Raw genomic sequence first — 22,773 nt, forward strand, 5'->3', positions numbered from 1 at the left:
AGCACGTAAACGCTTACATTGCAAGTCGAAGGCGCGAATTCTTAAAGACGACAAGTGTTAGCAAAGGACTCCGTCAGCGCGGCTAGTCCGCGAGGCCAAGTTCCGCGCGCCGCTTGCGCGACAGGCCGAGGGCGACGATCCGATGGGATTCCGCGAGATAGGCGCGGAGGTCGGCGTCGGACAATCCGGGTTTCGCGTAATGCTGTATCCATTTGAGGCCGCGCGAGGCGAGATAGGGCGCAGGCCGCAGACCGGGCTGCTCTTTCAACAGGTCAAAGGACATCGGGCTGGTTTTGAAAGTGACAAGTATTGTCTTCGCTTGCGGCACGCCGATGGCGAAAACCTTGCCGCCGACCTTCCAGACATCGGATCCGCCCCATTGCACGACATGGGTCGTGGCGGGCAGGCTTTGGCAGAAACTGTTCAAACCGTCGCGTGTCATCCGCCGAAATTCGGCGGGGCGAGGCCGCGCTCAGCGAAATCAGCGGCCCTGCGAACATGGCGCATGCCCTCCTTCAGCGCGAAAGCGCCGTGGCCGGGCAGAAACATGTCAAAGGTGAGATTGGATAAGCGCCGAACGGTGGCGATTGTCGCCGTGAAACTACAATCCGGAATGTCCTGCAGGAAGACCGTGCCGCCGGCGAAAAGCGCGTCCCCGGATACAAGCATTGTTTTGCCGCTCAGCGTCACGAGATAGGAACAGTGATCGGCGCTATGGCCCGGTGTTTTCAGCAGGCGGATCGATGCCTCTCCGATGTGGATGACGGCATCGTCGGCTAGGACAGTGTCGACAGTCGCGCCTTGCCAGCGATAGCTCTCAGGATAAACACCGAAGCGTCGCGCGGTATCGAGGCTGATGCGGGTTTCATCATGCGACTGCATGCGAGCGGCAGCCTCTTCACCGGCATACAGCGTGACGGGTCGCGAGAGCTGATCGAGGATCGGTGCGACGCCGCCCGAATGATCGGCATGCGCATGGGTCAGGAAAATATGCTTGATGTCGGCGGGATCGAGTCCGTTGGTGGTCAATTCCGCGAAGATGGAGGCGATATCGCGTCCGGCACCGGCATCAAACAGCACCAGCCCGTCGCCAGTTTCGATCAGCCAGGCGTTGCAGTCAAATTTATCCGTCAATGAAAAACCTACATTGCCACTGGCAACAAGATGGATCTGCGGAGAGACACGCATCGCTTATCCTTTCGATCCGCGGATACTGTCTTTGAAGTCTAGAAGAGCGGTCGCGATATGACAATCCGCCACTCTTTCAGGGTATCGTGGAAAGCGATAGCTTATGCATTGATCGATGGAGAGCGCGCGTGAAACTCAGCGGCAAGGTTGTGGTGGTGACGGGCGGCGCTTCGGGACAAGGCGAGGCCGCTTGCCGGCTATTCGTGTCCGAAGGCGCGTCCGTCGTTTTGGCCGATTGGAACGGCGAGGGCGCCGCGCGTGTGGCGGCTGAGATTGGTGCGGCCGCCTTTACCGTCGATGTGTCGCAGGAAGATCAGGTTGCGGCGATGATCGCCTTTGCCTGTGAGCGTTTCGGCAAGTTGGATGTGCTCTTCAACAATGCCGGCGTCGGCTATAGTTCCAACGCCCGTTTCCGGATGGCGAGCATCGTCGATACGCCGGGCGATGCCTGGGATGCGATCCTCGGCATCAATCTCAAAGGCCAGGCGATGGGTTGCAAATATGCCATTCCGCGCATGCTGGAAGCGGGTGGCGGTTCCATCATCAACAATGCCTCCATCATGGCCATTGCCGGCGTGCCGGGCGCGGATGCCTATACCGCTGCCAAAGGCGGCGTCATCGCTTTGACGCGCACGCTGGCGGTGGAATGGGCGAGCCAGGGCATTCGCGTGAACTGCATCTGCCCCGGCACGATCGAGACGCCGATGGTCGGTGCAATCACGACGGAGGCTGAGCGCGCCCGACTGGGCGAAAGCACACCGATGAAGCGTGTCGGCCAAGCGGAGGAGATTGCGCGGGCCGCGCTGTTTCTGGCCTGCGCCGATAGCTCCTATGTCAACGGGGTCATGCTGCCGGTGGACGGAGGATGGTCTGCCCTGTGACCACGTATCTTCTCGGCATCGATATCGGCACCTCCATCGTCAAGGCCGCTGTTTTCGACCGGGACGGGCAGGAGGTTGCATCCGCCACGCGGCAGACCATTGTCTTGTCGCCGCAACCGGCCTGGGCCGAGGCGGACCCGGCTGAGGTTTGGGCAGCCACATGCGATGTCATTGGTCGCGTGCTCGCGCGCGTGCCGACTGAAAGCATCGCCGCGATCGGTCTTTCCGGTGCCATGGTCGGCGCCTGGGTGGTCGATGAGCAAGGGCACGTCCTGCGTCCGGGCATTTTCTGGAGCGACGGACGGGCGCAGCCGCTGATCGACGCCATGATTGCGCAAGACCCTGCGCTGATGTCGCGCATCTTTGCCGAGTCCGGTTCCGCCATGCAGCAGGGTTGCACACTGCCGGTGCTGGCTCATCTGGCGCGGCATGAGCCGGAGATTTTGGCGCGGGCGGCAGCCGTCATCGGGGCGAAGGATTTCATTCGCGCGCAGCTGACGGGCAGGATCGCGACCGATATCGTGGAAGCGGCCGTGGCACCGGGCAATGCCCGAGCGCGGGGCCGTTCGCCGTCCCTGATCGCACTATTCGGTCTTCAGGATTGGGCGCATCTTCTGCCCGAGCCGCAGGCCTGCGAGAGCATTGCCGGTTTTGTGACCGAGGCGGCAGCGCGTGCAACGGGACTAAGCGCAGGCACGCCCGTGGCGATCGGCGCGGGTGATGTGGCAGCCAGCGTCATCGGCGCGGGGGGCTTGGCTGAGGGGGCGGCCGTCAGCATTCTCGGCACGACTTGCCTCAATGGCGTGGCGGTATCGGCGCCCGTTTTCACGCCACCCGATCTGGGCATTCTGTTCACGCTGCCGGGCGGGCTTTGGCTGCGCAGCATGGTCAATGTCGCGGGCACCGTGAATATCGACTGGGCTTTGGCCGCGCTTTGCCCGGATTTTGTGGAGGCAAAGGATGCCTACGACCGGATGGCGGATATTGCCCGCCAATCGCCGCCCGGCGCGCAAGGTGCGGTGTATATTCCTTATCTCAGCGAGGTCGGCATCATCGCGCCTGTCTTGGCCCCTAGCGCCCGCGGCGGTTTCGCCGGGTTGACAGCGCGGCACCGCCGGCCCGATCTGCTGCGCGCCGTTTATGAAGGTGTGGCCTATGCCATTCGCGATTGCTTCGTGGCCACGGGGCTGGATTTCGGCACCGTGCGGCTGGTCGGCGGCGGTGCGCGCAGCGCCTTCTGGCGGCAGATGATCGCTGACGTGCTGAACCGCAGGGTGGAAGTGCCGATGGGCCAGGAATTCGGCGCCAAGGGTGCGGCCCTTCTCGCCGGCACGGCGATCGGCTGGTATCCCTCCATCCCGGAAGCGTCTGCGGCGTGCTGCCGTATTCTTCATCGTCATGACCCTGCGGGTGACGGGCGATATGAGCTGGGCTTTGCGCGATACCGGACCTATGCCGGTGCGCTGGCCGAGGCAAAGCCCCCGAACGAGCAAAGGCTTTTGTCATGACCGAGGCTGCTTTCTCCTATCTCGCTCTGGCGGCCGATGCGCTGGCGACCTTGCATCAGGGTCAGGAAAATGCGTTCGACGCGGCGGCAGGCGCCATCACTCAGGCGCTTGTCGCGGATAGGTTGATCTATCTCTTCGGCACCGGCCATTCCCATATGCTGGCCGAGGAAGGGCATTATCGCGCGGGCGGCGTGGCGGCCGTGGTGCCGGTGCTGTCACCTGTGCTGATGCTGCATGAGGGTGCGGTGGAAAGCACCAGGCGCGAGCGGGAAACGGGCATCGCGGCAGAGGTTCTGAGCCGCTATCCGATCGCAGCCGGCGATGTGCTGATCATCTTTTCCAATAGCGGCGTCAATGCCGTGCCGGTGGAGGCGGCGGCCTATGGGCGCGATAAAGGCGCAGTCGTCATTGCCGTGACATCCGACGCCTATTCGAAAGCCGCCGCCGCCGGCCGTCCGAGGCTTTTCGACCTGGCCGATATCGCCATCGACAATCGCACGGTGCCGGGTGATGCAGGGTTTCAGGCCGCCGAGGGCCAGCCCAATGTCGGGCCGCTATCGACCGTGATTGGTGCGGCGATCCTGAACGCGCTGCTGGCGGAGGCTGTTGCGCGCATGGCGACACAGGGGCTGGAAGCGCCGATCTATGTCAGCGCCAATATGCCCGGCGCGAAAGAACGCAATGCCATGCTGGTCGCGCGCTATCAGACGCGCAACCAGCATCTGTAAGTTTCTCAAGACCGCAAATCTTCCCATCAGGTGGAAACACCTGATGGGATATGGCTTCAGGCGCAGCAGCTTTTCTTGTTGACGGCGGGGGGCAGGTCGATGACCGGGTTCTGATCGAAGAATCCCGAGGGCATCAGCTTGAACCCGCAGACGACGCAAGGCTGCACCGGATGATCTTCCGGCCGCGTGATATGATGCAGGCCGAAACTATGCCAGAGCACGATATCGGTATTGTCGGTCGGCCGGTCTGCCTTGGTCCATTGCGGCAGACCTTCCGATCCGCCTTCCTTAGTGCTGGACTGGTTGACGAATTCACCGGCCGGATAGCGTTCTTCGGGATTATAGGCCGTCACCCATACCTGATGCTGAATGAAACGCCCACGCCGGCCGGAGGGGCTGTCGGGATGGGTATAGGCTTGCACGGCCGACATCGGCTCCAGCTTGAAGGCGGTCGGCTTGCCGACCCAGTTCTTCACCTCTGGGTTGGTGATGCGCCAATACCGGCTTTTTGCGAAATCCACGTCGCGTTGTGCCGCCAATTCGCTGATGAGAGGCTTTTCTTCCATCAGGAAAGCATTGCCGTAGGGGTTTTCGGGTCCGAGCGGCAGCGCACGGGTATCGCATTCCGTGACCGTGTTGTTCGGTCCGTCGACTTCCATATCCAGCCGCGCGCAGAAGATATGCTGATGGATGTGCCCGACGATTCCGGGCGCCACTTCCGTGCCGAATTTCCCGGGCTGACCCGGATGGCAGGCGGCGGTATTGATGATGCCCGTCGCCTTCATCTCATATTCGATGCGGCCATCCTGATGCAGATACCAGTATGAGGCATATTCGTAATTGCCAATGGTGGAGATGGACGAGATCACCAGCTTGCGGGCGCGACGGACATCCGTGCGTTCGGTACGCACGTCGAAATGTTTCCAGGCCAGGCCGGCATCTTCTTCATGCAGGCAGATTGCATTGGTGATGGTGCGCGGCGTGCCATAGACGGTCGGCACCACGGCATCGAAATAGTGGATGGTGCCGAGGCAATCGCAGCCGAGCGTCAGCGAATTCGCCATACGGCCGAAGCCGAGTTCACCGCTATCGAAAACATTCTTGCGGTAATGGCTGCGTTCCGGCGTGCCGTAAGGCACGACCATTTCGGCGATGGAGGCGCGATAGACGATCGGCCGACGCTCCCCGCCATGGGTATAGCCGATGCGATAGAGCACCAGCCCTTCGCGGCCGTTGAAGCCGACGCGGAAATCCCAGTTTTCCCAGGTCACCTTATGGCCTTCGACCTTGAAACCGGCGCCATCCGGCTGCACGACGTCAAGCGCGGAGGAGGGCGGACGGAATTCCGTCAGCAGTGCCGCGTCGTAATTGCGCGGCGTGCGCGGCACCGGGATGTAATCGCCCGATTCCGCGAAGTGATCGACGACTTCCAGCACTTCCAGCGTGCTGACATCGATCAGCGCATGCAGGCCTTCGACCGGATGGGCGTAGTAATTGTCGAGCGGGAAGGTGCGCATCCAGATGAAGCAATTGAGCACGCGGCGGCCTTGTTCGATCGCATGGCCGAAATCGCCGACCGTCCAAGGATCGACGGCCATGAATTCCAGATCGTCGATCAACCCGCGCTTGCGCAGAGCGTCCTGAAAGCGCGGATCGGCCTTCACGGTCTTCTCGATCTCGAACACTTCCTCGATCGCGACCATGGCGCGCGCGTCTTCGCGGAAGACCTGCGAGACCAGTTCGCCACTACCAAGATCGACCCGGCCAATGATGACGCCCATGACGCCACGGCGATAGATATTGAAGCGCGCGATGCGGGGAAAGCTCGCGCCGTCCACATAATCCCGCACAAGATCCTTCGCCGGCTCGTCAAGATCGACGGTCTCGACACGCAGATCCGCGCCCCAGTCGAAATGCTTGACGATCAGCTCGGCCGCACGGGCAAGTTCCGCGCCTGAGAGCGGGTCGAGCGGATGCAACGCCGCTCGCGTCTCAGTGACGATACTATCCATGTGCCTTGCTCCTGTTCTGTCTGGTCGCCATCCTACACGAAAGGTTTCGGGTCCATGAAGCGCCGAAGTGCATTCAATGTGATTCGTGAGACATTGTTCTCGTAGTTGTTCCAGGGCAGCGAGCCGCACCAGGCGATGGAGCCGGTGGCAAAGACCGCGCCGCCAGCTGGCGTCTCATAAAAGCTGAGATCGGCGCGGACTTTTTCGTTCTGGTCCCCGCCCAGATTCGGCAGGGTGGCCGTGAATTCCTCATTCACCAACAGCATCAAAGGACTGTGATCTTCCGAGGAGGCGAGGCGGAGGATATTGGGCGGCGAACCGAGCAGGCGATTGATGCAGTCCAGCTCGATACCGGCAGCACCGCCGCCGATGAGACCGAAATCGCCGATAACCTCATCCTCCACCCCTTCGAAGACGAAGCTGGCGCGGGGGTTGTCCGCGTCCGGTGCGCGCCGATAGGGGCTGGAGACGTCGAAACCCTGCGCCACGAAGCCGATGCCGGCCATCATATTCGGCGGCCGCCCGCAGCGGCGCCAGAGCCCGCCATATTCGCCGGTGAAGGAGTGGTAGTATTCGCCGGGCTCGGCCTCCCAGGAGCGGATGCCGTCTTCCGCGCGGCGCACTTCAATGACGCCCGGCAGCTCGTCATGAAAGGCGATGCGCCAATACCAGCCATTGCCGCCCATATACATCAGGCGTCCGCCGCGATCGATCCAGGATTTCATCGCATCCCACATCGCCGTCGAATGGTATTCCGGATGCGAACCCGTGAGGATGACCTGATAATCCTCGATGAGCGGATAGCCGTCGCGATGCAGGTCCTCGTCGGTGATGATGTCATAGCCGATATCGTTATGCGCCAGCCAGCCGAACAGATGCGTATCGGCATTGTATTGGTACAAGCTTGAACCGTCACCGCCGAGCCAGGAATGGTAGCGCGGCGCGCAGTTGATATTGGGCCGCATGCGGCTGGAATAGCAGACGCCCGAGCCATCGGCATGCTTGTCATACAGCGAATGGCAGAGTTCAGGATGGTCGTAGAGATAGACATCCTGATGGCCGAAATGCAGCAGCCGTCCCATCAGACGTTCGACGCCCCGCACGGTGATATGCTCGCCATGATTGGCATAGGCCATATAGGAGCAGGTAGGGGCCAGGAAGGCGACTTTTGGCCGCGTAACGCCGGGTTTCTTGACGCGCGGCGGCCGGATGAAGAAGGGGATATAGCATTCCCGCATCGCCTCGGGCTCGGTCTCACCGCAGGTCACATGCAGCGCATAGGCGCCGCTTTTGGCATCCTCCGGCAATTGCCAGATGATATCGGCGGGCCAGCCGGCGTCGTACAGATCATCCTCATGGAAATGCACGGCGCCATATTCGGCCGGTGCGGCCTGCCAGCTATGATGCACCCCGGTCCAGCCGCTGCCCTTCATGCCGCGGGCCGGCAGATTGACCAGACGACCGTGATGGCGGAAGGCACTCTTATCGATCGCAGTGGTGCTGCAGATACCGTCGGAAAAATCCCAGGCGGCGATGAGCTTCGGGGCGATTGCCGCAGGCAGCGGATTGACCGCCAAAGTGGCATGGCTTTCTGCGCCGGCGACCAAAGTCGGGCCTTCGATCTTGCCGTTGAAATGGGCACCGATCGTGCCGTCCGCCAGCGGCGCGCCGGCGAGGATGAAGGGCGTGGCGGCGGCTATCGAGGGGCCGAGGCTGCCTGCGATCTCCCCCGCATCATCGACGCCGAAATCCTTCTGCAAGGGCGAGAGGGAGAGGCGGAAGGCGCCCGTCGCGGCCGTCAGGCTGAAGCTGACCGCATACCATTTCCGCTCCAGCAAGCTATGCGGCAGGGTCTGACGCATACCGCCACCGGTGACGAGGGACAGCTTGCCCTCATCCAGTTCCAGCATGAAGCCGGTTTTGGCAGCCGCGTCCCATTGCGATGCGATGACCTGACCACGGCGGTCAAGCAGCGTCGGCCAGATTAGTGCGCGGAACGAAACATTGTCGAGCGGCGGTACGCTCTCGGCGATGAGGTAGGAGCCGGCATCCGCACGGCGCGGCTGACCCGGATAGGTGCCATCGACGCTGCTGGGATGATGCGGCAAATCGAGCCCCGGCCCGGCGGGATTGCAATCCCCGTTCAAGACACGGACGATTTTTGCGGAGAAGGCGTCGCCCTCTTCGAGCGAAATCTGGAAGGAAATCGCTTCACCGGGTGCGACGCTATAGCGGTCAGGATAGCCCAGAATCTTTAACATGATGTCTTGTCCCCGCTCGCGATCAGACTTCGTCGGCGCTTCTGAAAGGCTGGTTCAGATGCTGGCCCGTGGCCTTGAACCAACGCCTGCGGAAAATCTCCCACTCCGCCTCATCTCGATTGGTGAAGATCGGGCTGTCCTCGAAGACCAGCGGATCAAGCCGGTTGGCGGGCATTTCCGCGATCTGCCATTCCGCAAAGGGCTTGCGGCAGAACAGCACAATCTGCTTGCCACTCGGGTCATAGCGCAGCGTGTTCAGGACGCGCATCAATCCGGGGCTGTGCCGCCCCACCGGCTGGCGCCGGAACTCCTCGACATATTGCTGATCCATCTCAGGATTGATGCGGTACATGATCGCCCTCTATGCGGGGGAGGATGAAACAGCGATACGGCGGCCGTCGGCGCCGAAAAAGAAACACGCCCCTGCTTCCGGCGCAATGCCAAGCCGGTCGCCGATGCGGGCGTGAAATCCGGGATCGACCAGCGCGCGGAGTTTGTTGCCTGTAGCGTCATCGCCGATCACAACGGATTCGCGGCCCAGATGTTCCAGCGCATAGACGGTGACAGGAATGGCGCCCGGCGCGTCAGGCGCCGTGACGGTCACATGCTGCGGCCGTACGCCGAGGCTGACTGGTCCATTGGGAATGCCGCGCCCCGCGAGGTCGATCGCCACAGGTCCAGCATGGAAGACGCCGTTTGATATGGCGCCGGCAACGACATTCATCGGCGGCGAGCCCAGAAAGGTCGCGACGAAAAGGCTGGCCGGCTGATTGTAGATTTCGTCAGGCGTGCCGATCTGTTCCAGATTGCCCTTCGACATGACGGCGATACGGTCACCCATCGTCATCGCCTCGACCTGATCATGGGTCACGAAGACGGCCGTGGTGCCCAGGCGTTTCTGCAGATTGACGAGTTCCGAGCGGAGCGAGAGCCGCAGGGCGGCATCCAGCGCCGAAAGCGGCTCATCCAACAGAAAGCACGCGGGTTCGCGGACGATGGCCTTGGCCGTCGCTGCGCGCTGCCGCTGGCCGCCGGACATCTGGCTCGGCAGCTTATCCAGCATCGGCTCCAATTCCAGCATACGCGCGGCATCCGCGATACGCTGCGCGCGTTCAGCCTTGGAGAGTTTGCTGTGCCGCAGACTGGCTTCGATATTCTTGCGGACGGTCAGATGCGGGTAAAGCAGCGAGGACTGAAAGACCATGGCGACATTACGCCCATGCGGCGGCTCGGCCGTTACGTCGCGGCCGTCGAACAGGATCTGTCCCTGGGACGGATAGTCCAGCCCCGCGATCATGTTCAGGGTCGTGGTCTTGCCGCAGCCGGACGGGCCGAGCATGACGAGGAATTCACCGTCAATGATGTCAAGATCCAAATTCTCGACAGCCACGTAGCGGTCATAGGATTTGCGGATTTGCCGCAGTTCGATCTTTGCCATTCAGACAAGGGCTCCAAACGGGGCGGTGTTGGTCATCGTCAACGAACCGGATCAGCGATGTTCATCTCAGCCAGATGACGCTGCAGGAAGAAAGCGACCAGCGCGGGCGGGATGATGGTGATGAGAATGCAGGCGGCGAGCTGGGCCGGGTTCGGGTCCTGGCCAAGGAAGCCGGAAATCGCGGCAGGCAGGGTTGTTGCGGGGGTGCCGTTCACCAACACCAGGGCAAAGGTGAACTCGTTCCAGGCAAACAGAAAGGCGATGATGGCTGAAACCGCAACGCCGCTGCGTGCGAGGGGAAGAATGAGAAAAAGCAGCGTATGCAGCCGGCTGAAACCGTCGATCCGTGCCAGCCGTTCGATCGGCGGCAGATTGCGGAAATAGCCGATCAGCATCCAGGTGACGAAGGGCACCGTGGTCGTCAGGTCAATGATGATCAGTCCCGGCAAGGTGCCTACCAGCCCAAGCTGAACATATAGCGTATAGAATGGGATGAGGGTGGAGACCGGCGGAATGGCGACGGCCAGTAGCACGGCGTTGAGCAGAACATTCTTGAAGCGGAAGTCGAGCCGGGCAAAGACATAGGCGAGAGGCACGACGATGATGATCGTGATCAGCGTCACCGCGGCCGAGACGATGATGCTGTTCTGTAGCCCAAGTTCGATCTGACCGGCCTGACCAGAGGCCGCAGAGATGCTACCGTCCGCGAGCTTGTAGTCGTAGCCAAAGATATTGACGAAGGACGACAGGTTGAAGCTGGACGGAAAGATATGCGGCGGGAAATTGGCGATTTCGGCGTGGTTCATGAAGGCCATGCGCACGAACCACAGGATCGGTAGCAGCGACCAGATGATCAGGACCGTCATGGCAATGACGAAATTGGGGCGGCGCTTCGTCATATCTGCTTCTCCCGCCTTCCCCAGATCAGATAAAGGCTCATGGTCAAGCCGATGATAAAGAGGAGCAGGAAAAAGGACATGGCAGCGCCATAGCCGAGATTGAGGTTAATGAAACTCACCTTGTAGAGCTGATAGGTGAGGGTGGAGGATGCGTCACCAGGGCCGCCGGCTGACAGGACGAAGATGAGGTCGAACAGCTTCATCGACAGCACGGTGGCGATCGAGGTGAAGACAAACAGCGTGAAGCGCAGCGGCGGCAGCGTGACGTTCCAGAAGGTCTCCAGCGGTGTCAGTTGGTCGATCGCCGCGAGATCGTACAGCCGCTTCGGAATGGTCTTGAGATTGGCAAGCACGAAGAAGCCGACGAGCGGCGCCATGGTCCATGAACTGCCGATAGCGAGCACCTCGACAATGGTGCGCGTCGTCATGAAGTCCGGCACATTCTGCATGCCGAGATGGGCCAGGATCGCGGTCGGCAGCCCGGTCTGGCCACGGGCGAGATAGGCAAACATCAGCCCCGCGCCATAGAGGGAAACGCACCAGGGCAAAAACACCAGCGTGCGCCACACCCCGCCGAACCGGGTCGGCCGGTTGAGCAGAAGACCTATGGCAAGGCCGAGCAGCATGGTCAGGATCACGCTTTCCACCGTGAAGCGGATCGTGACCCAGGTACACCACCAGAATTCGGGATCGTTGAGCACCGTCGCGAAATTCTTGAAACCGACGAATTTCGTGCGATAGCCGCCGAAGAACAGGATGCGATGAAAAGCCATCCAGGCAGAATAGGCTAGCGGATAGGCGACGATCACGATGAGTAGAAGAATGACCGGCAGGCCGATCATCAGCGCAAACTGGCCGTCGGTCAGCTCTCGGCGGCGAGCCTTGGCTTTCTGAGGTGCGATCGTCGCCATGCCGGTGTCAGATCCCGTATTTGTCGTTCAGACTGTCGATCTGATCGTTCATGCTTTTGATGGTATCTGCGATATCACCGTCGTTGAGCAGGAACTTGGACAAGGTATCCTTCAGGAACGAATTGAATTCCTCCGACCAGACCACGCGCCAGATGCCGACGGGGAAGGGCGTTTGCTTATAGACGTCGAGCAGAACCTCATAATCACCCGGCCGGGCGACGGCCTTCTTGATACGCGCTTCCGTGGCCGGCGAATTCATGACCGATTTATAGGCGGAGAACAGCATATGCGTGTCCATCCAGCGGTCTGCCACGAAGGTCTTGCCGTCGCCGTCCTTGAAGCCGTACCAAGACGCGAATTTTTTCACGTCGTCGGTCTGGGCTTCCGGGCGTTTGCGGTTCGTCATCAGATAGAGCGCGGAATCGATCAGACCCCAAGTCTGCTTGACGATCGGCAGAATGGTGACATGGCCGGCGATCTGGCTGCGACCCGGGGTGTTCATGGTCTGCACGTCATAGATCTGCTGCGGGCTGAACACGTAGCGGCCGGAGGCGAAGGCATCGATATAGGCGGATTCGTTATAGGTTAGCACTTCCTGCGGGACGAGCTTGGATTTCCAGAGCTTTTTCCATTGCGCGAGGGTCTTATAGGCCGGCCCGTTCGGATCGACCGTCATGGTCGGCTTATGCGTCGTGGGATCCGCGACCGGATTGCCGCGATTGAGCACTTCCATGACGAAACCCCAGGAAATGCCGTACCAGTCACCGAACCAATGCGGCAGAATGGGCGTCGCGACACCCTTGTCATGCAGCGCATAGATCTGATCGTAAAGCGCGTCCCAATCCGCCGGAAAATCCTTATCCGTCATTCCGGCCTTGTTATAGGCAAGAAGATTGGTGTGGACGCATCCGCGCGTGCTGGCGAAATAGGACAGGCCGAGCAATTTGCCGTCATAGGACCAGGCGTCCAGAAATTGCGGCAGCATATCGGCCTTGATCTCGGCGGCCGCCGGCAGGGTCTCAGCCGGAAGCACCCAACCACCTTCGTAATAACGCACGGCGGTTGAAGGATTGGCGTAGAGCACGTCCAGATCCGCTTTGGCGATCAGGCTTTGTTCCATGATGGCAGGATAGTCGCCGGTCACGGTCGCATAATCGATCTTGCCGTGCTCCAAGTCATTGTATCGTTTCACATTGGACTGGACGACTTCCGGTGCAAATTGCCAGCCCCGGAAATACACGGGCTTGCCGCTGGCGGCCTCTAGGTCTGCGACGGAAGCAAAAGCACGCCCGAAGGGTGCGGCAGCAAGCCCCAAGGCCGCTGCCAGAGTTCCGAATTCACGACGTTTCATTGATGACCTTCGACTTTCTGAATGTGAGGGCGATGGAGGCGTTGGGCATCCCGGCCGGTCATCCGGATAGACAAAGCAATTTTCTGGAATGGTCTACAAATATATAAAGCAAATCCTGTGCCAGATTGGACGAAAAACCGAGCCGGAGTTCAGTTGTTATCAGTCAGCAACATCAGCCTGCAGAGAGTGCCGTCAGGCAAAGGCGTCGAGACCCGCACCACAGACGAGCGCGCAGATGCGCGTGCCCGGTGCGACGGAGATCTGCCCGGATAGAAGGGCAGCCGCGGCGGCCGCACCGCTGGCATCAGCGGCGAGACCGAATTCAAACCAAAGCCAACGTGCGGCATCGAACATTGCCGCGTCCTCAAGAAGAATGACGTCATCGACATTCTTCCGAACGATGTCGAAAATGCCGGGATCCGTGCGGGCACAGGCCATGGTCGGCACGGTTGTGGTGACGGCATCGAGCTTGACGACGGAACCTTGTTCCAGGCTCGCATAGAGCGTGGGCGATCCCACGGGTTCGATGCCTATGATACGGGCATTCGGATGCAGCGCGCGCAATACCGTCGACATGCCGGCAATTAACCCGCCGCCGCCGATTGCGATCAGAAAAAGATCGATGTCAGGCGCTTGTTCCAGAATTTCGAGTGCGACGGTACCTTGGCCGGCGACGATGGCCGGGCTGGCGAAAGGATGGAAATAGGGCAGGCCCGAACCTTCTGCAAAAGCCATGGCCGCTTCATGGGCTTCATCCCAGTAACGACCGATGAGATGGATGGTGGCACCCCAGGATTTCAGCTTCTCCTGCTTCGCCAATGCCGCATTTTCGGGCAAAAAAACGGTCGACGGCACGCCGGCGACATAAGCGGCACGCGCAACCGCGATACCGTGATTGCCGCCTGAGGCGGTGACGATTCCGCGTGCAACGGCGTCCGGCGGCAAAGACAGCAATTGATTGATCGCGCCGCGCGCTTTGAAGGAGCCGGTGACCTGCAGGGATTCGAGTTTCAGCAAGAGCGAGGCGCCGTCCGGCAAGGGCGACCGCTGCGCGAGGCTCGCGTCCATCAAGGGCGTGCGACGTACATAGCCTTTGATGCGATCGGCCGCCGTGCGAACGTCGTCCAGCGTGATCATGCGGCGCCTGCCAGGAAAGCATCGGCCAATTTTTCGCCAATCATGATCGTCGTGAAATTGGTATTGGCCTTGCAGTCGCGCGGCATGATGGAGGCGTCGATGACGCGCAAACCCTGCATGCCATGCACGCGGCCAAGTGTATCCACGACGCTGAAGTTTTCGCCGGCCCTGCCCATGACGCAACCGCCCGCGCCATGCTGCGCATCATTGCAATCGGTCATCAGCCAGTCATCGACCTGATCATCGGAGGCGGTGAGCAGTTCCGCCAGCGGCAAGCCCGTATTGCCCATCTGAATGTCACGGCAAATCGCACGTGTGGACGGGTGATTGGCGACGAGGGCCAGATGCCGCGCACCGGCCCGCATGCGCGCGAGGTCGAAAGGATCGCTCATCATATTCTCGTCGATCTCAGGCTGCACACGCGGATCGGCGGACAGCGCGCGGACAGTGCCGCGACTTCTGCATTCGTAGAGCATGACATGCATCCCGGCCTCGCCGAATTGGGACATGTCCTGATCGACACCGATGCCGCCGTGATTGAAGGAGGCGAGCAGCATATCCTGCTTCGCGGCGCCGGGCAGGCCGGAGCTGAACTTCACGCAGCAATTGGTGTGGCGCGTGTCCAGACCCTTCGCGCGGAATTCCGGCTTAAGCTTGAGTTCGATGCGCACGAAAGGATGATCGAAGAAACCCTGACCGACCGGCAGATCATGCACCTGCGCGATCCCGGCTTCGCCTAGCCAATCGGCCGGGCCGATGCCGGAGCGGTGCAGAATGGCGGGCGAATGAATGGCGCCGGCAGAGAGAATGACATCCGGCGCAAAGAGGTCTTGCGCGCCCTCGGGAAGGATGACGCGTACGCCGATGGCAACCAGCCCATCCAGCAGCACGCGGTCGACCAGAGCATCGCCGATGATGGTGAGGTTGGGGCGCCCGCGCGCAGGTTCCAGATAGGCGTCATTGGTGGAGACACGCTTCTGGTCACGACTATTGATCGCGAAACAGCAGACACCTTCTGCGGCGGGCGCATTGAGATCATCACACCAGGGATGGCCGAGACCCATGGCGGCGTCGCGCAAGGCAAGATCGACCGGGCCCCAGGTCTCGACCGGCGCGCGATAGACGGGGATCGGTCCGCTGCTGCCGTGATAGGGGTAATTGCCGAGCGTCAGGTCATCTTCGAGTTTTTTGAAATAGGGCAGCACGTCGTCAGACGACCAGCCGGCGCAGCCATATTCTGCCCATTCGTCGAAAGCATCGAGCACGCCGCGGATGGCGATCTGACCATTGACCGCCGTGCTGCCGCCGACGCCCTTGCCACGCCAGTACAGACGCGGCTCCTGACGATGCGTTCTGCGCGCCATCAGGTCATCGAACATGAACTGCTTCTGAAAGTGTTCCGGCAGCAGCAGGTTGAAAGGATTGGGGCTGGCCATTTCCGGCGGCTGTTCGGCGCTGCGGTAATTGGGGCCGGCATCCAGCAACAGCACTCGGCGGCTTCTATCGGCGGAGAGACGGTTGGCCAAAACCGCACCGGCCGCACCTGCTCCCACGATGATGACGTCGAACTGGCTTCCGGGCGCAGGCGGGTTCATGTCCAAGGTCCTCAGGAACGTTTGAAGGTGCGGGCGATATCTTCGATCATGCGGGCGGCGCGGGTGACATCGGCGATCGCGACGAACTCGTCGACCGCATGGGCCTGAGCGATGCTGCCGGGGCCAAAGACGATGGTCGGCACCCCGACATCCGTCATCTTGGTGGCATCCGAGCCGTAAGCGACGCCCACCGGCGTATCGTCGAGCCCTTCGGCGCGGCAGACGGCGCGGGCGGCCTGGATGATCGGGTCATCGGCATTTTCGATCGCCATCGACAGGCTGTCGATGAAAGGCGGATGGACGATCATCTGAATGCCGTCCGGCAATCTTTCAGCGAAGGCTTCGGCGGCTTGCCTGGCCTGCATCCAGCTGTCCAGGCCGCTCTCCCCGGGCAAAGTGCGGCGGTCGAAGGTGAGAAGGCAGCGCTCGGCGATGGTATTGGGGCCTTGTCCGCCTTCGATCATGGAACAGACAAGCGTCGGTGAGCCGACGAGGGGGTGACTGCGGGCCGCGAGCCTTGGCGCCAATTCCGCGCGCAGATGGGCGAGCAGATCGGTCGCCGCCGCAATGGCGTCGAGACCACGCCATGGCTCGGAACTATGGGCCGCGCGGCCGACAACCTCGATGCGCCAGCGCACGCAGCCCTTGCAGGCGGTCACGACGCGCAGGCTGGTGGGTTCCCCGGCGATGCCGCCATCAGCCCGATTGCCGGCGGCGAGATAGGCGGAGATGCCGCGATACTGATATTCCTCGTCCATCGCGGCGAGCAGAATGACATCGCAATCGGCAGGGTTGGCAGCCAGCGCCTGCATGGCCAGCATCATGGCGGCGACACAACCGCCGTCATCCACGGCGCCGCGACCATGCAGCAGGCCATCCGTCACGACCGGGGTGAAGGGCGCGTCCATGCCCGCTACCTGCACGGTATCCAGATGGCATTCCAGCAGCAGGCTGTGCTGGCCCTTGCGGCCCGGCACGCGGGCGATGACGTTCGGCCGGTCTGGCAGCACGGCCTGAAACGCCACGGCTATGCCGGCCTCCCGCAGCCAACCAGCGACGAACTCGGCCTTGGCCTTTTCGCCGAACCATGACGGCGGATCGCCCTCCGCCCGGAAGGCCGGATTGATGCTCGGGATTTCGACAAGGCGGGAGAGCAGGCGCGCGGTCGCGTCGTCAGTATTCAGCGCAGGCGCGGCGGATAGCGTCATCATCAGCGGGAGATATCGATCGTGATGGTTTTGAGGTCGGACATTTCGAGCAGCGTATGCCGCCCGCCGGTACGGCCAATGCCGCTGGCCGTGCCGGCGGCGCCCCCGGCGGGGATATGCGTCTCCCAGAAGGGGCTCATTTCATTGATATTGACGATGCCGACGCGCAGGCTTTCCGCCCAGCGGAAGGCATCCTTGATGGTATTCGTGAAGACGGCGGCCGAGAGGCCGAAACGGCTGCGGCCGATAATATCCCAGGCCTCGTCATCGTCGCGAAAGCGGATCAGCGGCGCGACCGGCCCGAATGTCTCGTGGATGTTGAGCTTGGACTCCGCCGTCAGATTGGTGACGACCGTCGGCTCGTAATGCAGGCTTGTCGGCATGCCCGCCATCCGCTTGCCGCCGAAGACGATGCCGGCCTGGCGCGCCCGCGCATCGTCCAGATGCTCGTCCATCTTGGCGGCCGTGGGTTCGTTATTGAGCGGACCCATGGTCGTCGCGGGGTCGAAGGGGTCCCCCATCCGCACCTGTCCGGCAGCCTTCACCATGGCCTCGGCGAACCGGTCATAGACGCTGTCATGAACCAGCACGCGCTCCGTCGCCGTGCAGATCTGTCCGGCATTGGCGAAGCAGCCGGTGGCGATGCGGCCAGCCGCCATCTCCACATCCGCGTCGCGCAGAACAAGTGTCGGGCCATTGCCGCCGAGTTCCAGCATCAGCGGTTTGCCGGCACCGCGCGCGGCGATGATGGCACCCGTTTCGGAACTGCCGGTGAAGGCGATGGCATCGACGCCGGGATGCGTCACGACCGCGTCACCCACGACATGGCCTTCGCCGGTGACGAGGTTGATGATGCCATCCGGCACGCCCGCTTCGGCGAAGCATTCCATGAGTTTGGAGGCGATCAGCGAGGTCGTCGGTGCCGTTACCCAGACCATGGCATTGCCGGTCGCGAGGCCCGGCGCGAGGTAATAGATGCAAGGCTGGGAGGCCGGGAAATTCCATGGGGTAATGACGGCGAAGACGCCCTTCGGCTGCAGGAAATTGAAGGCGCGCTTATTGCCGTCCGCGAGCGGGAAGGCAGCGGTCTCCAACCATTTGATCTGCTCGGCGGCGTCGCGAAAGGCGGTGACGGCACCTGCGATTTCGCCCTTCGCCTCGGCATGGAAGGGCTTGCCTTGTTCCAGCGTCAGAAGGGTGGCGAGTTCCTCCGACCGCGCTTCGATACGGTCGGCGACCGCCTGGCAGAGTTTCGCGCGATCCCAGACCGAGAGTTTGGAGATGAAAGGTTTCGAGGCGACGGCGGCTTCAACCGCACGCGCCGCATCCTCACGCGTGGCCAGGGGCACCGCACCGATGCGCGCGCCGGTCGCGGGGCTGACGATTTCGAGGAAGCGACCGGACGATCCATCGCTCCAGGTCTTGCCGATGCGCATGCGACCGATGGCCAGGCCATCCGGGCTATCCAGCACATGCAGTCCCTTGATCAGGTGCAAGCGGGCCTCCATCAGGCTTTGAGGCAGATCGGCAGGCTTTGAGGCAGATCGGCAATTGTGACAAAACGCTAGTGGCGTTTCGTCAGTGGTGTCAATACCACTAATGAAACGCCTCTCTCGCTTCGGAGTCCAGGAATGAAAGCTAGCTATTCCGCGCCCGCCCTGGAGAAGGGGCTCGATATTCTGGAGGCGCTGTCCGTGCAGTCTGAGCCGCTGTCGCTGACGCGCCTGGCCGCCCAGCTCGGCCGGTCCAAAAGCGAAATATTCCGCATGGTGATGGTGCTGCTGGAACGTGGCTATGTGGCGCGGGATTCGGACAGCGATACGCTGCAACTGACCGACCGGCTGTTCACCCTCGGCCTAAGAGCGCCAAGGGCGCGGGACCTGGTCTCCGCCGCCATGCCCTTGATGACGGATCTGGCCGACCGGACGGAATTCTCGCTGCATCTCGTCGTCGTGCATCAGGGCAAGACCGTGGTGTTGGGTGCCGCACCCGGCGGGCGGGATCTTGTGTTCAGCTTGCGCCTGGGCTTTCACCGTCCGGCGCTGGACGCCACCTCGGGCAAGGTCATCCTGGCCTTTCAGAAGCCGATCATGCAGGCGGCGATCATCAAGGAAGCCGCGCCCCTGATGCCGGGTGGTTTCGATGAGGCGCAACTGGCGCAGGATCTGGCGCGCATTCGCGCAGACGGCTTCGCCATTCATGAGAGCCGGCATTTCGTCGGTCTGGTCGATCTCTGCTGCCCGGTGCTGGACGGACGGGGCGAGGCCGTCGCCAGCATCCTGATGACCTGCCTGCGCCGTCCGGGCGAGCAGGTGGCGCTGAAGGATCATCTGCCGGCGCTGGCCGATGTTTGCGCGGGCGCCGCGCGCGCCGCCGGGCTGGCGTGACAGGGTGGTGCAGCAAGACGATTGAAATCCTGACGCGCTGGCCGTCATCCGCGCGCTCGTTACGCGGACCGACCCGGTGCGGCTGCTCCCGCCTTGTCGTCACCGATGCCGTCGCCGCAGCCGATTGATTGTTCGGGCTTACCGGTTCCTGATTTCGGTGGGCGTGCCGCCATAGCGGCGCTTGAACATACGGTTGAAGGTCGGGATATCGGCGAAGCCGTTGCGAAAACCGATTTCCTCGACAAAAAGATGCCGATGCTCGCACGCCGTCAGCATCCGATGTGCGAGGTCCAGCCTTGTATTCCAAATGGTCTTGGCAATGCTTTCATCCCTTGCCGCAAAAATACGATAAAGGGTCGCGCGGGAACAGCCGAGGCCCAGGACCACGGCATGAGGGTCAAGATCGGCGTCCCAACAATTGCGCCGAATAAAGGTCATCGCAGCGGCATAAAGGCCGGTGGGGAATTGCGCCTCATCGCTGGCTTTGGCGAATTCCGATTGCAGCGCCATGAAAGCCATTTCGGCCGCTGCCGCCAATGCGCCCGCCCGCTCGCTCTGCGAGAGTTGCGCCGATTCCTCGGCCAGACAGCGCATATGGGAGCGCAGAAGAGAGGCGATTCCGGTGCGCGGCAGGCGTCGTCCAGCCAGGATTGATAGATCGCCCTTGATGATTTCTTCGATTTTCTGGCGGCGGAAGATGAGTGTGACATCGCGATGACGAGATCGCACATGTTCGATAGGCTTAGAAAAATCCGCGATACATAGATCGTTTCCGCGGAGGCGATGCTCGCCCGCATGGTTTAGACGCGTGCTGCCGCTTTCTCCGACAAGGCTGATAATAAGGTCGTCGCAGCCATCCCGCTGCAGACGCGTCAGATCCCGCCGCGTGTGGATTTCATCCGAAGCGTGATCGACGAAATCGCAGTTGGTACCGACGATATGCGTCATCCTGCCGCGAAACCCCTCAGCCGCATCGGTCAGGCGGATGGGGTCCATACGGGCGAGGACGGCATGCCGCCAATAGTCCAACCGCTCCGCTGCCGGAATACCGAGGGTCGAACGAATGGTGAGACTACCCGTCTGGCTAGGTCTGGCAGAAGTGTTTTTGAGCGGAGACGCAGGATCAAGTACTAACGGATGAGCCTGAGACGCCATGCCTATCAGTCTCCACAAAATTCGTCTAGAACACCCAGGCGAAATGATTACTCTTCAAATCGCTATCGCCCGCCAGTGTCAATGTTTCCTCTCGATGGATAGGGTGACGGCTTGATGATTGCCGAAGAAGCAAAAGCGGCGGCTAAAGTCGCGTCCCTTGCGACGGCCATTATGACCAAGGTCATTCTGCGCGAAGGTTGCGAGACTTTGTTCGCTGGCTGGCAATCGCGCTTTACCCATGCTGCCAGTATGGCGCCGGGTTTTGTCAGCCTAGAAATGATTCCTGCCTTCGCGGGTGCAGCAGAGTGGCGCATCATCCAGCGGTTCCAAACCGTCGGGTTTCTGGAGCAGTGGCAGAACTCGCCGGCAAGAAAACAATTGCTTGTCGATATCAATCCGTTACTGGGGCGTAGCGAGGGCGATCTGCTGGACGAAGTCGCCCCTGATTTTCATTCGCTGTCCTGCGTGACCGAAGTCATTACGACCGAGATTGAACGCGGCCGCGAGGAAGCGTTTCAAAGTTGGGCGGAAAGCGTTCAGGCGGCGCAGGCGGCTTTTCCCGGCTACATGGGCACGCTGGTTCAAGCGCCGATTTCCTCGGATATCCCCTATTGGACGACGCTCGTACGCTATTCGACGCCTGAGCAGCTTGAGGCCTGGCTTGCCTCCTCCGAGCGTCGCGCCTTGCTTGAACGATCCGACCCGACCGTCTCCCATTGGAAGAGCCAGCGGCTGGCCAACCCCTTCGGTGGTTGGTTCCCGACCGAGCCGGATCAGCCGCCGCCCGCCGCCTGGAAACAGACCTGTCTGGTTTTGCTGGTTCTATTCCCGGTAGTGATGCTGGAGATCCGCTTCCTCAGCCCGCTTCTGACCCATGTGCCGATGGCGATCGCCACCTTCATCGGCAATGCGATCAGCGTGTCCCTGGTCTCCTGGCCTTTGATGAAGATCGCGATTTCCTTCCTGGGCTGGTGGCTGACACCGGACCCCAAGCATAAGTCGCGTGTCGAGCTGCAGGGTGTCTGTACCATTGCCGCCCTCTACCTGGCGGAAATTGCTATCTTCATGCTGCTTTACTAGGCCAGATGGGTTATCCCGTCCTTGCCGATCAAAACGTCCCGATAACAAAGAACTGGAAGGACAGAGACATGCCCGACGATGACGACAGCAAGTTCATGGCTCGCGCGATCGAGCTTTCCCGCATCACCTCGATGGTCGAGAGCGCCGGCGGCGTCTTCGGCTGCGTGATCGTGCGGGACGGCAAGATCATCGGTGAGGGCGCCAATCGCGTCGTTGCCGAAAATGATCCGACCTGGCACGGCGAGATCGAGGCGATCCGCAAGGCCTGCAAGGCCGAAGGCAGCTTCAAGCTGGAAGGGGCGACGCTTTATACCAGCGCCGAACCTTGCCCGATGTGCATGGGCGCGACCTACTGGGCCGGGATCGAGAAGGTGTTCTACGCGGCGTCCGTCGAAGACGCGCTGGAATACGGCAATTTCGACGACAGCAAGATCTATGCGGAAATCCGCAAGCCCGTTGATCAGCGCGAAATGCCGATCAAGCAGATCATGCGCGCCGAAGCCGTCGAGATCTGGAAGATGTACAAGAACAAGACCGACAAGGTTCAGTACTAGTCTTTCGGCCTTTACCGACAGGCTGAGGTTTTGCGAACAGCGCCGTGCAAACGGCGCTGTTTTCAAAACCATCCCGTTTTTGATTTTACGATTTCCCATCAGGAGCATTCATGCGCTGGCTTTCCCTTGCGACCGCGGGTCTTTTGACTGTCGTTCTCGCGCATCAGGCCGAGGCCGCGACGCCACGCTCCATCGCCGCACTCCTCGGGGCGTCGGTCGGCTATTTTACCGCCGAAAGCAAAATCTGCGGCTGGAATCTTGATGAGCAAATTCACAAGGTCTATGCGCGCGATTTCGTCGTGATCGGGATGACCGACGAGCAGCAGAGCGACGCCTGGGCCAAGGCCAAAACGCATGAGGCAAAACTCATGAATCTGCCGGAGAAGGCAATGACGCCAATGAAGGCAAAGATCTGTTCATCGGCAGATCACGCTGATCTGCTTTATACTATCGGCGAATAAGTATATCAGCCGCGGTTTG

At 61.3% G+C, this 22,773-nt stretch carries 21 protein-coding genes; 7 read left to right on the forward strand and 14 right to left on the reverse strand.

Going from position 1 to position 22,773, the window contains the following annotated elements; genetic code table 11:
• Positions 1–82 precede the first annotated feature (82 nt).
• Both ACELLULO517_RS13375 and ACELLULO517_RS13380 read right to left on the reverse strand, forming a co-directional pair.
• Positions 83–442, reverse strand: a complete 360-nt coding sequence (locus ACELLULO517_RS13375; RefSeq protein ID WP_227307899.1) for an MmcQ/YjbR family DNA-binding protein — start codon at positions 440–442, stop codon at positions 83–85.
• Positions 439–1,188 (reverse strand): MBL fold metallo-hydrolase, encoded by a 750-nt coding sequence (locus ACELLULO517_RS13380; protein WP_227307900.1) that lies wholly within the window; start codon positions 1,186–1,188, stop codon positions 439–441. The genes ACELLULO517_RS13375 and ACELLULO517_RS13380 overlap by 4 nt, the downstream gene beginning before the upstream one ends.
• Positions 1,189–1,316: 128 nt before the next feature.
• Between ACELLULO517_RS13380 and ACELLULO517_RS13385 the strand changes: the two genes are divergently transcribed.
• From ACELLULO517_RS13385 to ACELLULO517_RS13395, 3 genes are read left to right on the forward strand one after another with little or no spacing between them, the layout of a single operon-like run.
• Positions 1,317–2,069 (forward strand): SDR family NAD(P)-dependent oxidoreductase, encoded by a 753-nt coding sequence (locus ACELLULO517_RS13385; protein ID WP_227307901.1) that lies wholly within the window; start codon positions 1,317–1,319, stop codon positions 2,067–2,069.
• Positions 2,066–3,577 (forward strand): FGGY-family carbohydrate kinase, encoded by a 1,512-nt coding sequence (locus ACELLULO517_RS13390; RefSeq protein ID WP_227307902.1) that lies wholly within the window; start codon positions 2,066–2,068, stop codon positions 3,575–3,577. Before ACELLULO517_RS13385 ends, ACELLULO517_RS13390 begins: the two co-directional genes overlap by 4 nt.
• A complete protein-coding gene (locus ACELLULO517_RS13395; RefSeq protein WP_227307903.1) occupies positions 3,574–4,305 on the forward strand; it encodes an SIS domain-containing protein in 732 nt (243 codons plus the stop codon). The genes ACELLULO517_RS13390 and ACELLULO517_RS13395 overlap by 4 nt, the downstream gene beginning before the upstream one ends.
• A 56-nt stretch (positions 4,306–4,361) precedes the next feature.
• Here the strand turns inward: ACELLULO517_RS13395 and ACELLULO517_RS13400 are convergent, their stop codons facing one another.
• The 11 genes from ACELLULO517_RS13400 to ACELLULO517_RS13450 all read right to left on the reverse strand — a co-directional run bounded on the left by ACELLULO517_RS13400 (position 4,362) and on the right by ACELLULO517_RS13450 (position 18,613).
• Entirely contained in the window at positions 4,362–6,317 is a 1,956-nt protein-coding gene (locus tag ACELLULO517_RS13400; RefSeq protein WP_227307904.1) for a primary-amine oxidase, read from the reverse strand.
• A 32-nt stretch (positions 6,318–6,349) separates the two neighbouring features.
• Positions 6,350–8,578, reverse strand: a complete 2,229-nt coding sequence (locus tag ACELLULO517_RS13405; RefSeq protein ID WP_227307905.1) for a N,N-dimethylformamidase beta subunit family domain-containing protein — start codon at positions 8,576–8,578, stop codon at positions 6,350–6,352.
• A 22-nt stretch (positions 8,579–8,600) separates the two neighbouring features.
• Positions 8,601–8,930: a hypothetical protein gene (locus ACELLULO517_RS13410; RefSeq protein WP_227307906.1), complete on the reverse strand. Its 330-nt coding sequence runs from the start codon at positions 8,928–8,930 to the stop codon at positions 8,601–8,603.
• 9 nt (positions 8,931–8,939) lie between these two features.
• Positions 8,940–10,016 (reverse strand): ABC transporter ATP-binding protein, encoded by a 1,077-nt coding sequence (locus ACELLULO517_RS13415; protein ID WP_227307907.1) that lies wholly within the window; start codon positions 10,014–10,016, stop codon positions 8,940–8,942.
• Positions 10,017–10,054: 38 nt separating this feature from the next.
• Positions 10,055–10,915 carry a carbohydrate ABC transporter permease gene (locus ACELLULO517_RS13420; RefSeq protein WP_227307908.1) on the reverse strand — a complete coding sequence of 287 codons (861 nt, stop codon included), beginning with the start codon at positions 10,913–10,915 and terminating at the stop codon, positions 10,055–10,057.
• Entirely contained in the window at positions 10,912–11,826 is a 915-nt protein-coding gene (locus ACELLULO517_RS13425) for a carbohydrate ABC transporter permease (RefSeq protein WP_227307909.1), read from the reverse strand. Before ACELLULO517_RS13425 ends, ACELLULO517_RS13420 begins: the two co-directional genes overlap by 4 nt.
• Positions 11,827–11,833: 7 nt before the next feature.
• Positions 11,834–13,177: an ABC transporter substrate-binding protein gene (locus ACELLULO517_RS13430; RefSeq protein WP_227307910.1), complete on the reverse strand. Its 1,344-nt coding sequence runs from the start codon at positions 13,175–13,177 to the stop codon at positions 11,834–11,836.
• 192 nt (positions 13,178–13,369) lie between these two features.
• Positions 13,370–14,314 (reverse strand): threonine ammonia-lyase, encoded by a 945-nt coding sequence (locus tag ACELLULO517_RS13435; protein WP_227307911.1) that lies wholly within the window; start codon positions 14,312–14,314, stop codon positions 13,370–13,372.
• Positions 14,311–15,909, reverse strand: a complete 1,599-nt coding sequence (locus tag ACELLULO517_RS13440; protein ID WP_227307912.1) for a GMC family oxidoreductase — start codon at positions 15,907–15,909, stop codon at positions 14,311–14,313. The genes ACELLULO517_RS13435 and ACELLULO517_RS13440 overlap by 4 nt, the downstream gene beginning before the upstream one ends.
• 11 nt (positions 15,910–15,920) lie before the next feature.
• Positions 15,921–17,120, reverse strand: coding sequence for a M20 family metallopeptidase (locus tag ACELLULO517_RS13445; RefSeq protein WP_227307913.1), 1,200 nt, complete (start codon positions 17,118–17,120; stop codon positions 15,921–15,923).
• Positions 17,120–18,613, reverse strand: coding sequence for an aldehyde dehydrogenase family protein (locus ACELLULO517_RS13450; protein WP_227307914.1), 1,494 nt, complete (start codon positions 18,611–18,613; stop codon positions 17,120–17,122). The genes ACELLULO517_RS13445 and ACELLULO517_RS13450 overlap by 1 nt, the downstream gene beginning before the upstream one ends.
• Before the next feature lie 135 nt (positions 18,614–18,748).
• On the opposite strand from ACELLULO517_RS13450, the gene ACELLULO517_RS13455 reads away from it, so the two are divergent.
• The gene (locus tag ACELLULO517_RS13455; protein ID WP_227307915.1) at positions 18,749–19,504 is read left to right on the forward strand and encodes an IclR family transcriptional regulator; all 756 of its coding nucleotides are present in this window, start codon (positions 18,749–18,751) and stop codon (positions 19,502–19,504) included.
• 138 nt (positions 19,505–19,642) lie between these two features.
• Here the strand turns inward: ACELLULO517_RS13455 and ACELLULO517_RS13460 are convergent, their stop codons facing one another.
• The gene (locus ACELLULO517_RS13460; protein WP_227307916.1) at positions 19,643–20,659 is read right to left on the reverse strand and encodes a helix-turn-helix domain-containing protein; all 1,017 of its coding nucleotides are present in this window, start codon (positions 20,657–20,659) and stop codon (positions 19,643–19,645) included.
• 111 nt (positions 20,660–20,770) lie between these two features.
• Here ACELLULO517_RS13460 and ACELLULO517_RS13465 point away from each other — a divergent pair, with 111 nt between their 5' ends.
• The 3 genes from ACELLULO517_RS13465 to ACELLULO517_RS13475 all read left to right on the forward strand — a co-directional run bounded on the left by ACELLULO517_RS13465 (position 20,771) and on the right by ACELLULO517_RS13475 (position 22,754).
• Positions 20,771–21,739, forward strand: a complete 969-nt coding sequence (locus ACELLULO517_RS13465; RefSeq protein ID WP_227307917.1) for a hypothetical protein — start codon at positions 20,771–20,773, stop codon at positions 21,737–21,739.
• A gap of 68 nt (positions 21,740–21,807) precedes the next feature.
• On the forward strand, positions 21,808–22,293 hold the full coding sequence (locus ACELLULO517_RS13470; protein WP_227307918.1) for a nucleoside deaminase: 486 nt from the start codon (positions 21,808–21,810) through the stop codon (positions 22,291–22,293).
• 110 nt (positions 22,294–22,403) lie between these two features.
• Complete coding sequence (locus tag ACELLULO517_RS13475) at positions 22,404–22,754, forward strand: hypothetical protein (protein ID WP_227307919.1); 351 nt, start codon at positions 22,404–22,406, stop codon at positions 22,752–22,754.
• Positions 22,755–22,773 lie beyond the last annotated feature (19 nt).

It is taken from the genome of Acidisoma cellulosilyticum (assembly GCF_020621385.1).
Classification (GTDB): domain Bacteria; phylum Pseudomonadota; class Alphaproteobacteria; order Acetobacterales; family Acetobacteraceae; genus Acidisoma; species Acidisoma cellulosilyticum.